We start from the raw sequence: 14863 nt of genomic DNA on the forward strand, positions 1-14863 counted from the left end.
GATGCGCTGGGAGACGATGCTGAGATCGCTGGTGCTGGCGTTGGGCCTGCTGATGGCAATGGCGGCCGGCGGCAGCCTCCGGCTGGCGGCGCAGCAGGCGCCGCCAGCGCCACCGCCTGGAATGACGCAGCAGCAGTTCGACGCCCTGGTCGAGGCGATCAGCGCCGCCGTCGTCAAGAAGCTGAGCGAGCAGGGCACGCTTCCGGCCAAGCCGGCGCCTTCCGGCGGGGCGACCTCGACGGCGTCCGACGATGACGACAGGTTCCGCGACGAATCGCGCGTGATGGCCGACCGGGTGCGGGCCGTCAGCGCAGCGTTCCCTGAGCTGATCCGCCACAGCGGCGAGATGATCGGCCGCCTCGACCGGCGGCCGACCGGCGGTACCGGGCCGGGGGCTTTCCTTCTATTGCTGGCGCTGGCCGTGGCGCTCGGCCTGGCAGCCGAGCTCGCGACACGCTACGCGCTGGCGCGGGCGCGCCGGGGCGTTTTGCACGGCCATGACGCGGCACCCGGCCCGTGGCGCCTGCTGGGATTGGCGGCGGTCGACACCGTGCCGATCCTGGTGCTGGCGGTGGTGGCGCGCGCCGTCGGCGGCTGGTGGTTCGCGGGCGAGGACACGCAGGCGCGGCTGGCGACGCTCGTCCTCTACGGCCTTGTCGCCTGGCGCTCCTATGTCCTGATCTTCCGACTGTGGTTCCGCACCGACCTGCCGGTCGCGCGCATCGTGCCGGTGAACGATGCCGACGCGCGCCGCATCTATCATACGCTGTCGATGGTCACCGCGATCATGGCGGCAGTGCGTTCCTGGAACCTGTTCCTGCACGGCTACGGCACCGCGCCGGACGTGATGGCGGCGGCGGCGGTCGCCAGCAACATCTTCGTCACCGTCGTCTATGTCGCGGCGGCCTGGTACACGCGCGAGGCGATCGCCCGCTGGTTCGTGGCCATGGTCGAGCATCAGCACCACGCCGGCGACCATATCCGCGCTGCCCTGGCACGACGCTGGATCATCTTCGCCCTGATCCTTTTCCTCGGCATCGCGGCGGCGCATCTCTACGAGGTGATCTTCGCGCATTTCGAGGTATCGGCGGCGGTGATCCGCACGCTGGCGATCATCGTCGGCCTGGTGCTGCTCGAGACCCTGTTCGACTACGCGACGCGCCGGCTGGCGCAGCCGGCGGCGACGGACGAGGCCGGGGTCGCCGAGCCCCGGTTTGTCGATGTCGCCGCCCGCTGCATGCGTGTGCTTGTGCGCATCGTGGCGCTGCTGATCGTGGCCGAGACCTGGGTGGTCGAGGTTCTGGCGCTGGTGCGTCCGCAGGATCTGTGGCGCGTCGCCCGCTCGGGCGTCACCGCTGGCGCGACCCTCTTCCTTGCCTTCGTGGCCTGGGAGCTCGTGAAGTTCCTGGCCCAGCGCTACGCCGTGCGCAACCCGGTCCTGCTGCCGGGCGGCGACCCGGAGGACTTGGGGGAGGGCACGGTGCCCAGCAACGTGTCGCGCCTGCGCACCTTGCTGCCGGTGATGCGGGTGGCGATGGCCGTCATCATCGTGGTGCTCACGGTCCTGATCGTGCTGTCGGAGCTGGGGGTGAACATCGCGCCCCTGATCGCCGGCGCCTCGGTGGTGGGCCTGGCGATCTCGTTCGGCAGCCAGACGCTGGTGCGAGATATCGTGTCGGGGATCTTCTACCTGGCCGACGACGCTTTCCGCGTCGGCGAGTATCTCGATGCCGGCAAGGCCAAGGGCACCGTGGAAGGCTTCACCCTGCGCTCGATCCGGCTGCGCCACCAGAACGGGCAGGTGCACACCATTCCGTTCGGCCAGCTCGGCCAGATCACCAACTTCAGCCGCGACTGGACGACGGTGAAGTTCAACCTGCGCTTCGCGCGCAACACCGATTTGGAGAAGGTGCGCAGGGCGGTCAAGAAGATCGGCCTGGAGATGATGGCCGAGCCCGAGCTCAAGCGCGACATGCTGCAGCCGCTGAAGCTGCAGGGCGTCGCCGATATCGCCGACAATGCGCTGGTGCTGCGCTTCAAGTTCACCTGCCGGCCGATCAAGCCGAGCTATATCCAGCGCCAGGCGGTGAAGCGCATGTTCCAGGCCTTCCCGGCGCTGGGCATCGAGTTCGCGCAGGCCACCATCAGCGTCCAGTCGCTGGGCGGCGCCGCCGTCGATCCGGCGCTGGGTGGCGCCGCGGCGGCAACCACCCTGTCTTCGGCACAGACCGCCGCAGCGGCAGGCGGCGGCGCCTGACAAGCGATGCCCTATCCACCCGAGCGCATCGTCTGCCTCACCGAGGAAACCGTCGAGACGCTCTATCTCCTGGGCGAGGAACGACGCATCGTCGGCGTGTCGGGCTACGCCGTGCGCCCGCCGCGGGTGCGCCGCGAGAAGCCGCGCGTCTCGGCCTTCATCTCCGCCGATGTGCCGAAGATCCTGGCGCTGCGGCCCGATCTGGTGCTGACCTTCTCCGACCTGCAGGCCGATATCGTGCGCGAGCTGGTGAAGGCCGGCGTTGCGGTGCATGCGTTCAACCAGCGCGACCTCGACGGCATCCTGGCGATGATCCGCATGCTGGGCGCGCTGGTAGGCTGCGCGGCGCGCGCAGCGATGCTGGCCGACGACCTGGCGCGTCGCCTGGACGAGATGCGAGCGGCGCAGCCGTCGGCGGCGCGCCGGCCGCGCGTCTACTTCGAGGAGTGGGATGAGCCGATGATCTGCGGCATCCGCTGGGTGTCGCAGCTGATCGACATCGCCGGCGGAACCGACATCTTCGCCGACCGTGCGCTGGCCCCGGGGGCGGCGGGGCGGATCGTGGCCACCGCCGACGTGGTCGCCGGCGCGCCCGACGTGATCGTCGGCTCCTGGTGCGGCAAGAAGTTCGTGCCGGCGCGGATCACCGCCCGGCCGGGCTTCGACACCATTCCCGCCGTGCAGCGCCAGGCGCTTTACGAGGTCAAGTCGCCGATCATCCTGCAGCCTGGCCCGGCGGCGCTGACAGATGGCATCGACCGGCTGCGTGCGATCATCGCGTCGTTGACAGGGTAGGGATAGGACATACCTCGTACCCGTAAACTGCTACTTGCTGGTTTACCGGCAAGCAACTATGCAAGCCTGGGCAGTGTTGGGGAGGAGGAAGCAATGGGTTCATGCGTTACCAGACGCGGCTTTGTTGCCGGCGCAGCCGCCTTGTCGGCAGGAGCGGCGCGTCCAGCATCGGCTCAGGCGCTGCCGACCGGCACATTGCGGATGCTGATCGGCTTTCCGGCCGGCGGCGGATCCGATGTCATGGGCCGATTGATCGCTGACAAGATGCGGCAACGGACGGGTGCCAACATCGTCATCGAGAACAAGACAGGCGCCAGCGGCATGATCGCGGCGGAACAGCTCAAGAACGGGCCGGCCGACGGCTCGGTCGTGATGTTCACGCCCAGCGCGACCCTCGCGGCCCGGTTGACGAACGACTCGGTCGGGTTCGATCCGCAGAAGGATTTCGCGACCACGGGCCTGGTCGGCACCGTGCAGACGGCGTTTGCGGTTTCGCCGACCTTGGGCGTGAACACATTTCCCGAATACGTCGAATGGGTGAAGCGCAATCCAGGCCAGGCCAACTTCGGCACAACCGCGCTGGGCTCGTTCACGCATTTCGTGGGCGTGATGCTCGGCAATGCGGCGGGCGTCAAGCTTGAGCCCGTGCCGTATCGCGGCGCGGCGCCGCTCGTCGCCGACCTGAGCGGCGGGCATATTGCCGCCGGCTGCGGCGGCCTCACGGACTTCCTGGAACACCATCGCGGCGGCAAGCTGCGGATCGTGGTGACGGCAGGCGGCGCGCGGGCCCAGGCTGCGCCCGAGATCCCGACGGCGCAGGAGATCGGCTACAAGGATATCCTGATCGAAGGCTGGTACACATTCTTTGCCCCGGCCCGAACGCCGAAGCCGCTGATCGACGCCTGGAGCCGCGAGATCGCCGCGGTGGTGGCCGATCCGGTGGTCCGCGACCGCCTCGTGACCCTGGGGCTCGATCCGCAGCCCGGCGCTCCCGACGTGTTCGCCGAGCGCATGGATCATGATCTGCGCCGCTGGAAGCAGATCATCGACGCCATCGGCTACAAGCCGACCTGAAGGGAGGTTCGCCGCCGTGACCGACACAGCCACGCTCACCGAGGTCAGCAACGGCGTCATGACCGTCACGCTGAACCGGCCCGCCAAGCTCAATGCCTACAACCAGCAGATGGGACGCGAGCTGGTCGCCGCCTTCCGGCGCGCCGATACCGACGATGACGTCCGCGTCGTCATCGTCACCGGCGCCGGCCGCGCTTTCTGCGCCGGCGCCGACATGTCGCGGGACAGCGGCTTCTTCGCCAAGGACGGCGAATCGCCGGACCCTGGTCCGGAGGACCGGTTCGTCACGCGCATCTTCGAATGCCTGAAGCCGGTGATCGCCGCGATCAACGGCCCGGCCGTGGGCGTCGGCATCACCCTGGCGCTGCCCATGGATATCCGGATCGCCACCGATGCGGCGCGCTTTGGCTTCGTCTTCACACGCCGCGGCCTGGTGCCGGAGGCGGGCAGCGCCTGGTTCCTGCCGCGGGTCGTGGGCCTGCCGCAGGCGCTGCGTTGGATCTATGCCGGGGCGATGGTGAGCGCCGAGGAGGCGCTCAAGGCCGGCCTGGTCTCGGAGATCGTGCCGCCCGATCGGCTGCTGGCGCGGGCCCAGGAGATCGCGCGCGAGATCGCCGACAACACCTCGCCGGTGGCCACGGCCCTGTCGCGCCAGCTCCTGTGGCGCGCATCGGCGGCCGATCACCCCGACGCGGCGCTGGCCGTCGACGCGACCTTGAACCGGGCGCTGGCGACCTCGCCGGAGGCGAAGGAGGGGATCGCGGCCTTCCTGGAGAAGCGTCCTCCGCGCTTTCCGGGGCGGCCCAGCCGTGACCTGCCGCCGCCCTATCCGTGGTGGTAGCCATGGCCGTCACCGCCGAGACACTGCCCGTCGCGCCCCGGCATCGCTTCGATGAGGCGTCGCTCGACCGCTACCTCGCACGCAATCTCGAGGGCTATCGCGGCGCGCTGCAGGTGCGCCAGTTCGGAAGCGGCCAGTCGAACCCGACATTCCTGCTGTCGCTGGACATGGCCGGCGGCGAGCGCCGCGATCTGGTGCTGCGCAAGAAGCCGCCCGGCAAGCTGGTGGCTTCGGCGCATCAGGTCGATCGCGAGTACCGCGTCATCAGCGCCTTGGCCGGCACCGGCGTGCCGGTTCCCACGACCCGGCTGCTGTGCACCGACGACAGCGTCATCGGCCAGATGTTCTATGTCATGGAGTGCGTCGAAGGCCGGATCCTTACCGACTCGACATTGCCGGGCATGACGCCGGCGGAGCGCGCCGCCATCTTCGATTCGATGAACGACGTGCTGGCCCGGCTGCACAAAGTCGACGTCGAGGCGGTCGGGCTGTCCGACTACGGCCGGCACGGCCAATATGTGGCGCGGCAGATCGCGCGCTGGGCCCGGCAGTACCAGGACTCGAAGACCGACGACATCGAGGCGATGGATCGCCTGATCCCGTTCCTGACGGCGAACATACCGGCCGAAGACCCGACCACGATCGTGCACGGCGACTACCGGCTGGGCAACCTGATCGTCCATCCCACGGAGCCGCGCGTCGTGGCGGTGCTCGACTGGGAGCTCAGCACGCTGGGCCATCCGCTGTGCGACCTGGCCTACAACTGCATCGGCTACCATTTCGACACCCCGCCACATGGCTTCGCCGGCGCCGATCTGAGCACCAGCGGCCACCCGTCGGAAGCCGCTTACGTGGCCGCCTACTGCGCCCGCACCGGGCGCAGCCGCGTCGAGCACTTTACGTTCTACCTGGCGTTCTCGCTGTTCCGCCTCGCCGCCATCGCCCAGGGTGTCTACAAGCGTCATCTCGACGGCACCGCCGCCTCGCCGGACGCGGTGCGCAGCCGTGACGCCGCCCGGCAGCGCGCCGAGCTGGCCTGGAGCCTGGTGTCATAGAAGCGACTGCAAAGCAGGACTGTCACCCCGAACGCAGCGAGGGGTGACAGTGAAGATGTCGGGATGACAGCCGGCTCGCTTTTGGCCCGCCTGGCGGATATCGTCGCGCCCCCGCGGCGATCAGAAATCCGTCATGCCTCCCACCCATATCGTGCTCGCGCTGATCGTTGCCGTCATCTGGGGCTTCAATTTCGCAGCCATTCGGATCGGCCTCGAGTCGTTCCCGCCGCTGCTGCTGACCGGGCTGCGCTTCCTGATCGCCGCCGTGCCGGTGTTGTGGCTGGCGCGGCCGGCAGTGTCCTGGCCACTGATGCTGGCGATCGCCGGGAGCTGGTATGTGGCGCAGTTCGCCTTGCTGTTCAGCGCCATGGCGGCCGGCCTGGCACCCGGCATCGCCGCCGTCCTCGATCACATGCAGGCGCCGTTCACCATCCTCTTCGCCCTGGCGATCGGCGAGCGGCCGACACGGCGGCAGGTCGCCGGCATGCTCACGGCGCTGGCCGGCCTGGGGCTGGTCGGCCTGTCGATCGGCGGCGATGTCACCGCCACCGGTTTCGTCCTGGCGGTCGGCGCCGGCGCCAGCTGGGCGCTGGGCAACGTGATTTACAAGCGGGTGAGGGCGGTCGAGATGTCGCCGATGATCGCGTGGCTGAGCCTGGTGGCGGCATTGCCGTCGCTGGGCCTGAGCGCCGCGGCCGAAGGACCGATGCGCGTGCTGGCGGCGCTGGCCTCGGCATCATGGGCAGGCTGGGTGGCGCTGGCGTATCTCGGCATCGCCGCCACGCTGCTGGCCTGGTGGATGTGGGCCTATCTGCTGGCCCGGCATCCGGCCTCGACCGTGGCGCCCTTCGCGCTGCTGGTGCCAGTGATCAGCGCTGTCGTTTCCTTCCTGGCCTTCGGCGAGCGCTTCGGCCCGCTGCGCTTCAGCGGCATGGCGCTGATCGTCGGTGGACTGGCAATCGTTGCGCTTCCTCTGCACACTATATGGCAGCGGCTCCACGGCGCGACAGGCCCGAGATAAGCATGGACAAAGGAGAGACCGAGTTGCTGACCCCGTCGAAAATGATCGTCATCGCCGGCGCCATGGCGCTGCTGGGCGCTTGCGCCGAGCGATTTGGACCGGATTCCGGCACGTTCCCGGTGGCCGCCATCCGCGCCGACATGGCCACGCTCAATCTCGTGCCGGCCGATTTCGACCGCATCCTGGAGCCGGTGCCGTCCTTCTACCGATGGGCGCCGCAGGACGTGCCGGTGGCGCTGGTGATGGGCGCCGGGCTGGATCGTGCCTGCGCCCGCAAGACGTCGGCGCTGCTTGATCAGTCGCTGGCGGAACTGTCGCGCGATAGCGGCATCCGCTTCACGCGCGCCGCCGACCCGGCGCAGGCCAAGATCCTGCTCGAGCTGGCGGCGGCACCGGCGGCGGAGAAGGCTTTTCGCGAGGCGGCGCCCCTCAACCTGACAGAGACCTTGCGCAATCCGCCGACCGAAGGGCCCAAACGCTGGGAAGCCTGGCAGCTCTCGGACACCAGCAAGAAGACCATCGAGCGGGCCTATGTCTTCGACGGCAAGCATTACACTGAGAACAGCAGCCGCAACCCGCGGCTGAACGCCTGCAAGCCCTTCGATTTTCCGCAATTCCTGCGCTACGCCTCGTGGAAGCTGGAGATCGCGCCGCTGAACTGGGGCCTGGAGAAGCAATATACCGAGGCCCAGCTGCTGACCTACGACCGCATGCTGCTGCGCATCGTCAACGCATCTGCTGTCGCGCCCGGCGCGTCAGGTCGCGAGGTGGCCTTCCGCCTTAAGCGCGCGCTGCAGTGATCTCGTGGGCGCGTGCCGTCCAGCACGCAGGCTCAACGGCGGCGTAGCCAGCGCTTGCTGGCTTCGTCGCCCTGGATCCGCTCGATCGCGGCGGCGCGCCGGTCGAGCGTGGCCTCGATGTCGGCGGCCAGCCGGCGTTCGCTGGCCGCGGCATAGGCATCGGCGGCGGCGAGGACCATTTTGCCGCGCGCCGTCGGCCGCGTTGCCGGCACGATGCCGTCCAGCGTGATCTCGCGGTCCGGTATGGCCATGCGGCCGGTGCCGGGCGCGCGGTCATAGGGCAGCTGCCGCAAGGCATGATCCACCAGCTCGATGACGTCGCCGAAACGCCGGCCGTACCAATTCCATTGGTCCTCGGTGAGCTCGAGGTCGAAGTACTCGACCGGCACGTTGCTATCGATGTGCAGGACGGCCGGACGCAGCTCGTCGGGCGCCCGGCCGGAATCGTAGACCGAGATCGGAATCGCGAAGATCCATCTCATGCCGGGCCACAGGAGCTGGCGGCGATGCCGGTTCTCGTCGCCGTCCAGCCAATGATGGCCGCCGTCCGGCTGCACCGCGAACACGCGCGCGATCTGCGACACATACACGTCGCCGGCCTGCGAGCCGGTGATCGGCAGCAGCAGGTCGTTGTCGGCGTAGCCGTCCATGCCGTAGCCGTGGTGGATGCGCAGCGAATCGAGGCTCCCGGCTTCCTGGAAGGCGATGTTCACGCGGATGATGCGCTCGTGCAGCGGCAGCGGGCAGTCGCCGACGCGCGGGCTGTGGGCCAGCAGCGTGTGCACGCCGTCATGGATGTCCTTGCATGCCTGGCGATAGTGACGCGGCAGGTCGACCAGCCGGAAGTCGAGCTCGGCCTCGGTGAAGGCCTGGGCGTTGCGGATGGCGCGCGCGACGTGTGGACGAGAGAGGTCGAAGTCCAGCAGCCCGACCGCGGTCTGCAGCGCGATGCCTTGCAGATGGGCGGTTGCGCGCCGCTCCAGCACCGTGGCGCCGAACAGCGTCGAGCGCGCGATGCCGGCCAGCAGCGAGGGCACACCGTTGCCGCCCGGCGCTTCGCCGATGCTGCGCGGATCGGCGATCTCGAAGGCGATGGTCGCGGTGTCGGGAAACAGCTGCCGCTCCTCGTCGAATGTCCAGGCCGGCAGGTTGCTGACCAGTGCCCCGTCGACATGCCGCTGCCCGTCGATGCGCCGCGGCTTGAACACCAGGGGCACCGCCATCGACGCCGTCACCGCATCGGCGATGGCCATGTCGGGCGTCGTCTTGTCGGAGAAGAGCCGCAGGGTGCCGCGATCGACGTTCGTGGCCACGATGCGCAGCGGCCGCCCGCGCTGCCGCAGGTCGCGAAACGTTGCCGACCGCTGCGGCCCATCCATCAGTCCCAGCCGCAGGCGCAGCGCCTCGTCGAGCTTGTTGCGCAGGCGGTCGAGTGACGCCAGGCCGGAGAGCAGCCTGTGCAGCGCCAGCAGCAGCAGCACGATCTCGATCAGGAAAGCCGCGATGCCGCAGGTCAGGCAGGTGTGCGCCCAGTAGCCGGCGGCGGCGAAGCCGATCACGACCAGTCCGGCGATGACGATGGCCGCCCACCGCCCCATCGCCGCCAGCGGCCGGATCACCAGCGTGAGCGCGATCAGGTCCCGCCGCCGGAACAGGTCGCGCGCACCCCACAGCCCGACGCTGCGCAGGACTGGACTGACGCCCGTCGTCTGGCCCTCGACGCTGAACAACTCCTCGGACCGGTAGCCGGCCGCCACCAGCGCCGCGATCATGGCGCCGGCGGACGTGCCCGCCACACCCCTGATCCTGACACCCTTGCGTTCCAGCGCCTTCAGCGCGCCGATATGCGCGATGCATTTGGCGCCGCCACCCTCGAAGATCAGGAACACGTCCTTCATGACGGCGCCAGCGTACGGGCAGGCCGGGGCGACCGCAAAACCTTGTCGAAGCCGCCAGGGACCAGGGCGCTGGATGGTTGACGTTAACGTAAACGTAAACTAAGGTTCGATGCATCGATGTCACGGGCTGGACGCAGGCGGCGTGGCGGACCATGGTGACTTGGAGCACGGCGACATGCCGCCGTATCGTCGAACCAATAGATTTGGGAGCGAAGCAAGGTGACCGCCCTGGCGAGCCTGTACACGCCGGAACACACGATGTTCCGGGACACCTGTCGTCGATTCTTTGAAAAGGAGGTGAAGCCGTACCACGCCCAGTGGGAGGAAGAGGGCATCGTGCCCAAGGCGCTGTGGCGCAAGGCCGGCGAGCAGGGGCTGCTGTGCATGGACGTCGCCGAGGAAGACGGCGGCGCCGGGGCCGACTGGCTGCACAACGTCATCCTGATCGAGGAGCAGGGCAGGGTGCTGGCCACCGGGCCGGGCTTCTCGCTGCACAACGACATCACGTCGCCCTACATCCGGCACTACGCCACCGAGGCGCAGAAGCAGCGCTGGCTGCCGAAGATGATCAGCGGTGAGATGATCACGGCCATCGCCATGACCGAGCCCGGCACCGGCTCGGACCTCCAGTCGGTGCGAACCTCGGCGCGCAAGGACGGTGATGAATACGTCATCAACGGCGCCAAGACGTTCATCACCAACGGCCAGAACGCCGACCTGATCATCGTCGTCTGCAAGACCGACCCCGGCGCCGGCGCCAAGGGCACGTCGCTGATCTGCGTCGAGGGCAACCGGGCGGGCTTCAAGCGCGGCCGCAACCTCGAGAAGGTCGGCCTGAAGGCCCAGGACACCTCGGAGCTGTTCTTCGACAACGTGCGTGTGCCGGCCGAGAACCTGCTCGGCGGCGAAGGCATGGGCTTCATCCAGCTCATGCAGCAGCTGCCGCAGGAGCGTCTGGTGATCGCGGTCCAGGCGATCGCGGCGATCGAGGCGGCGCTGGAGCACACCATCGCCTACGTCAAGGAGCGCAAGGCCTTCGGCAAGCCGATCATCGATTTCCAGAACACGCGCTTCAAGCTGGCCGAGCTGAAGACCAAGGCGACGGTGGCGCGCGTGTTCGTCGACGAGTGCGTCGCCAAGCACCTGCGCAAGGAGCTCGACGTCGCCGGCGCGGCGATGGCCAAGTACTGGACCACCGACCTGCAATGCGAGGTCGTCGACGAATGCCTGCAGCTGCACGGCGGCTACGGCTACATGTGGGAATACCCGATCGCGCGGCTCTACGCCGACAGCCGGGTGCAGAAGATCTATGGCGGCACCAACGAGATCATGAAGGAGCTCATCGGCCGCACCTTGTGATTTGCAGCGCGCCGGGCAGGCGCGCTTTGCTTGGCAACAGCATCGGCGGGCCGGCGGGGCCCGCATCGGGAAGAAAGAAGGAGCGAGCACATGACCGAAGCCTTCATCTATGACGCCGTGCGCACGCCGCGCGGCAAGGGTCGCAAGGACGGATCGCTGCACGAGGTGACGCCGACCCGCCTGGTTGTCACGGCCCTGCAGGCGCTGCGCGACCGCAACAAGCTCGACACCGGCCTGGTCGACGACGTCGTGCTGGGCTGCGTCATGCCCGTCGGCGAGCAGGGATCCAACATCGCCCGCACCGCCGCGGTGATGGCAGGCTTCGCCGAGACCGTGGCCGGCGTGCAGGTCAACCGCTTCTGCGCCTCGGGCCTGGAGGCCACCAACATGGCGGCCGCGCAGGTGATGTCGGGCCAGTCGCAGGCCGTGATCGGCGGCGGCGTGGAGTCGATGTCGCGCGTGCCGATGGGCTCGGATGGCGGCTCGTGGCCGGTCGATCCGGCCGTGGCGATCCCGATGTACTTCGTGCCGCAGGGCATCTCGGCCGACCTGGTCGCCACCAAGTACGGCTTCAGCCGTGACGATGTGGACGCCTATGCCGTGGAGTCGCAGAAGCGCGCCAAGGCGGCCTGGGACAAGGGCTACTTCAAGAAGTCCGTGGTGCCGGTCAGGGACCAGAACGGCGTCGAGATCCTCAATCACGACGAGTTCATGCGGCCGCAGACCACCATGCAGTCGCTGGCATCGCTGGAACCGTCCTTCAAGATGCACGGCGAGGTGATGCCGGGCTTCGACGCGGTGGCGATGCAGCGCTATCCCGAGGTCGAGAAGATCATCCACGTCCATCACGCCGGCAACTCGTCGGGGATCGTCGATGGCGCCTCGGCGATCCTGCTGGGCAGCAAGGAGTTCGGCGAGAAGGCCGGCCTGAAGCCGCGCGCCCGCATCCGTGCCTTCGCATCCATCGGCTCGGAGCCCACCATCATGCTGACCGGCCCGGCGCCGGCTACCGAGAAGGCGCTGAAGCGCGCCGGGATGTCGACCAAGGACATCGACCTGTACGAGCTCAACGAGGCGTTCGCGGCCGTCGTGCTGCGCTACATGCAGAAGCTCGGCATTGCGCATGACAAGATGAACGTGAACGGCGGCGCCATCGCCATGGGGCATCCGCTGGGCGCCACTGGCGGCATGATCCTGGGCACCCTGCTCGACGAGATGGAGCGCCGCGGCCTGGGCACGGGCCTGGCCACGCTGTGCATCGGCGCCGGCATGGGCACCGCCACCATCATCGAGCGGGTTTGATTTTTCCCTCCCCCCAACGAAGTTGGGGGAGGTGGCCGAAGGCCGGAGGGGGAGCTGACGTGGTGGCTCTTGTTGCGAGACCTCGTCGGGTCCCCTCCGGCCCTTCGGGCCACCTCCCCACTGCGTGGGGAGGTAAACGGAGGCTATTCACATGATCAACTACAGCGTCGATTCTGACGGCATCGCGACCATCACCTGGGACATGCCCGGGCGGTCCATGAACGTGCTCAACGAAGCCTCGATGACGGCGTTCACCGACGCCATGCAGAAGGCGATCAAGGACACGGCGGTCAAGGGCGTGATCCTGGCGTCGGGCAAGGCCGACTTCATCGCCGGTGCCGATCTCGACATGCTGCTCAATGTCGACACGTCGGATGCGTCGGCGCTGATGACCCAGTTCGGCCAGCTGCAGAAGATGTTCCGCGCCATGGAGACCGGCGGCAAGCCGTGGGTCGCCGCCATCAACGGCACGGCGCTGGGCGGCGGGCTCGAGATCTGCCTCGCCTGCCACCACCGCATCGCAGCCGACAACCCGAAGGCCAAGATCGGCCAGCCCGAGGTGAAGCTCGGCCTGCTGCCCGGCGGCGGCGGTACCCAGCGTATCCCGCGCCTGATCGGCGTGATGAATTCGGCGCCGGTCCTGCTCGAGGGCAAGGAGCTCAAGGTGCAGGAGGCCAAGGGGCTGGGCCTGATCCATGAGGTGGTGCCGGCCGGCGAGCTGCTGGCGCGCGCCAAGGCCTGGCTGATGGCGCCGGGCACAGAGAAGGTGGCGCCGACCTGGACCAAGGGCCTGCAGCTCGATGCCCGCGCGGTGCAGCCCTGGGACCGTCCCGGCTTCAAGGTGCCGGGCTTCCCGGGCGGCCAGGTGTGGAGCCCGGTGGGCGTGCAGACCTTCATCGGCGGCAATGCCATGATCGCGGGCAAGACCAACGGCGTCTATCCGGCGCCCAAGGCGATCATGTCGTGTGTCTACGAAGGCCTGAACGTGCCGTTCGACACCGGGCTCAGGATCGAGACGCGCTACTTCGTCTCGCTGCTGCTGGATCCGGTGGCCAAGAGCATGATCCGCACGCTGTTCTTCGGGCTGCAGGATGCCAACAAGCTGGTGCGCCGCCCGCAGGGCGTGCCCAAGCAGGCCTACACCAGGATCGGCGTGCTGGGCGCCGGACTGATGGGCGCCGGCATCGCCAACGTCTCGGCCCGCGCCGGTCTGGAGGTGGTGCTGCTCGACCGTGACCAGGCATCGGCCGACAAGGGCCGGGCGCATTGCCAGGCCGATATCGAGAAGGACGCCGGCCGTGGCCGCCTGACCAAGGAGCAGGCGGCCGAGATCGTGGGCCGCATCAAGGCGACGGCGGACTACGCCGACCTCAAGGGCTGCCAGCTGGTGATCGAAGCGGTGTTCGAGAACCGCGAGGTCAAGGCCGAGGCGACGAAGAAGGCCGAGGCGGTGCTGGCCGCCGACGCGATCTTCGCGTCCAACACCTCGACCTTGCCGATCACGGGCCTGGCCGAGGCCAGCGTCCGGCCGGCCAGCTTCATCGGCCTGCATTTCTTCTCGCCGGTCGAGAAGATGCCGCTGGTCGAGATCATCGTCGGCGCCAAGACCTCGCAGGAGACGCTCGCACGCTCGCTCGACTTCGTGCAGAAGATCCGCAAGACCCCGATCGTGGTCAACGACAGCCGCGGCTTCTTCACGTCGCGCGTCTGCGGCGCCTATATCAGCGAAGGCCAGCGCATGCTCAAGGAGGGCATCCCGGCGGCGATGATCGAGAACTGCGGGCGGCTGGCCGGCATGCCGGTGGGGCCGCTGGCGCTCAACGACGAGGTCGCCATCGACCTTTCCTACAAGATCATGGACCAGACGCGGCGTGATGCCGAGGCGGCCGGCCAGAAGTTTGAGGCCAGCGGCACCGAGGACATCCTGGAGCTGATGGTCAAGAAGCTGGAGCGCTTCGGCCGCAAGAACGGCAAGGGCTTCTACGAGTATCCCGCCGACGGCAAGAAGCGGCTGTGGCCGGGCCTCAAGGAGCACTTCCAGGAGCGCGAGGAGCTGGCGCACGGCGAGGGGCCGGACAAGATGGCCGTCGTCGACGAGGTCAAGCGGCGGCTGCTCTACGTGCAGGCGGTCGACACCGCCCGTTGCCTGGAAGCCAATGTGCTCACCGACCCGCGCGACGGCGATGTCGGCTCGATCATGGGGCTGGGCTTCGCGCCGCAGACCGGCGGCGCGATCAGCCTGATCGACCAGGTCGGGGTGAAGCAGTTCGTCGCCGAATGCGATGCGCTGGCGCAGAAGTACGGCCAGCAGTTCGCCGTGCCCAAGCTGCTGCGCGACATGGCCGCCAAGGGCCAGAGCTTCTACGGCAAGCAGGCCAAGGCGGCGTGAGCCGTTGCAGCTGGACCGAGACGGGAAGGGCGGCCGCGCGGCCGCCCTTTCTTTTGCGGTGAAGCGTTGACG

11 protein-coding genes are annotated in these 14863 nt (G+C 68.4%); 10 read left to right on the forward strand and 1 reads right to left on the reverse strand.

Annotation, left to right across the window (positions count from 1 at the left end; translation table 11 throughout):
* Window positions 1-16: 16 nt before the first annotated feature.
* The 7 genes from FHP25_RS33485 to FHP25_RS33515 all read left to right on the forward strand — a co-directional run bounded on the left by FHP25_RS33485 (window position 17) and on the right by FHP25_RS33515 (window position 7843).
* Window positions 17-2257, forward strand: a complete 2241-nt coding sequence (locus FHP25_RS33485; RefSeq protein ID WP_178133976.1) for a mechanosensitive ion channel family protein — start codon at window positions 17-19, stop codon at window positions 2255-2257.
* A gap of 6 nt (window positions 2258-2263) precedes the next feature.
* The gene (locus tag FHP25_RS33490) at window positions 2264-3052 is read left to right on the forward strand and encodes a cobalamin-binding protein (protein WP_147851347.1); all 789 of its coding nucleotides are present in this window, start codon (window positions 2264-2266) and stop codon (window positions 3050-3052) included.
* A 93-nt stretch (window positions 3053-3145) separates the two neighbouring features.
* Entirely contained in the window at window positions 3146-4126 is a 981-nt protein-coding gene (locus tag FHP25_RS33495) for a tripartite tricarboxylate transporter substrate-binding protein (RefSeq protein ID WP_147851348.1), read from the forward strand.
* Window positions 4127-4142: 16 nt separating this feature from the next.
* Window positions 4143-4967, forward strand: coding sequence for an enoyl-CoA hydratase-related protein (locus FHP25_RS33500; RefSeq protein ID WP_269434419.1), 825 nt, complete (start codon window positions 4143-4145; stop codon window positions 4965-4967).
* Window positions 4968-4969: 2 nt separating this feature from the next.
* Window positions 4970-6022 carry a phosphotransferase gene (locus FHP25_RS33505; protein ID WP_147851350.1) on the forward strand — a complete coding sequence of 351 codons (1053 nt, stop codon included), beginning with the start codon at window positions 4970-4972 and terminating at the stop codon, window positions 6020-6022.
* Window positions 6023-6155: 133 nt separating this feature from the next.
* Window positions 6156-7043 (forward strand): EamA family transporter, encoded by an 888-nt coding sequence (locus FHP25_RS33510; protein ID WP_147851351.1) that lies wholly within the window; start codon window positions 6156-6158, stop codon window positions 7041-7043.
* A gap of 2 nt (window positions 7044-7045) precedes the next feature.
* Complete coding sequence (locus FHP25_RS33515) at window positions 7046-7843, forward strand: hypothetical protein (RefSeq protein WP_147851352.1); 798 nt, start codon at window positions 7046-7048, stop codon at window positions 7841-7843.
* Between the two features lie 32 nt (window positions 7844-7875).
* On the opposite strand, the gene FHP25_RS41600 is transcribed toward FHP25_RS33515, so the two are convergent.
* On the reverse strand, window positions 7876-9741 hold the full coding sequence (locus FHP25_RS41600; RefSeq protein WP_147851353.1) for a patatin-like phospholipase family protein: 1866 nt from the start codon (window positions 9739-9741) through the stop codon (window positions 7876-7878).
* 219 nt (window positions 9742-9960) lie between these two features.
* Between FHP25_RS41600 and FHP25_RS33525 the strand changes: the two genes are divergently transcribed.
* The 3 genes from FHP25_RS33525 (at window position 9961) to FHP25_RS33535 (ending at window position 14791) form a co-directional block, all read left to right on the forward strand.
* Window positions 9961-11100: an acyl-CoA dehydrogenase family protein gene (locus FHP25_RS33525; protein WP_269434420.1), complete on the forward strand. Its 1140-nt coding sequence runs from the start codon at window positions 9961-9963 to the stop codon at window positions 11098-11100.
* A 90-nt stretch (window positions 11101-11190) separates the two neighbouring features.
* Complete coding sequence (locus FHP25_RS33530) at window positions 11191-12402, forward strand: acetyl-CoA C-acetyltransferase (protein ID WP_147851354.1); 1212 nt, start codon at window positions 11191-11193, stop codon at window positions 12400-12402.
* A gap of 151 nt (window positions 12403-12553) precedes the next feature.
* Window positions 12554-14791, forward strand: a complete 2238-nt coding sequence (locus FHP25_RS33535; protein WP_147851355.1) for a 3-hydroxyacyl-CoA dehydrogenase NAD-binding domain-containing protein — start codon at window positions 12554-12556, stop codon at window positions 14789-14791.
* The last annotated feature ends 72 nt before the right edge of the window (window positions 14792-14863 follow it).

Origin of the sequence: Vineibacter terrae (assembly GCF_008039615.1) — a bacterium.
GTDB classification, from domain to species: Bacteria; Pseudomonadota; Alphaproteobacteria; order Reyranellales; family Reyranellaceae; genus Vineibacter; species Vineibacter terrae.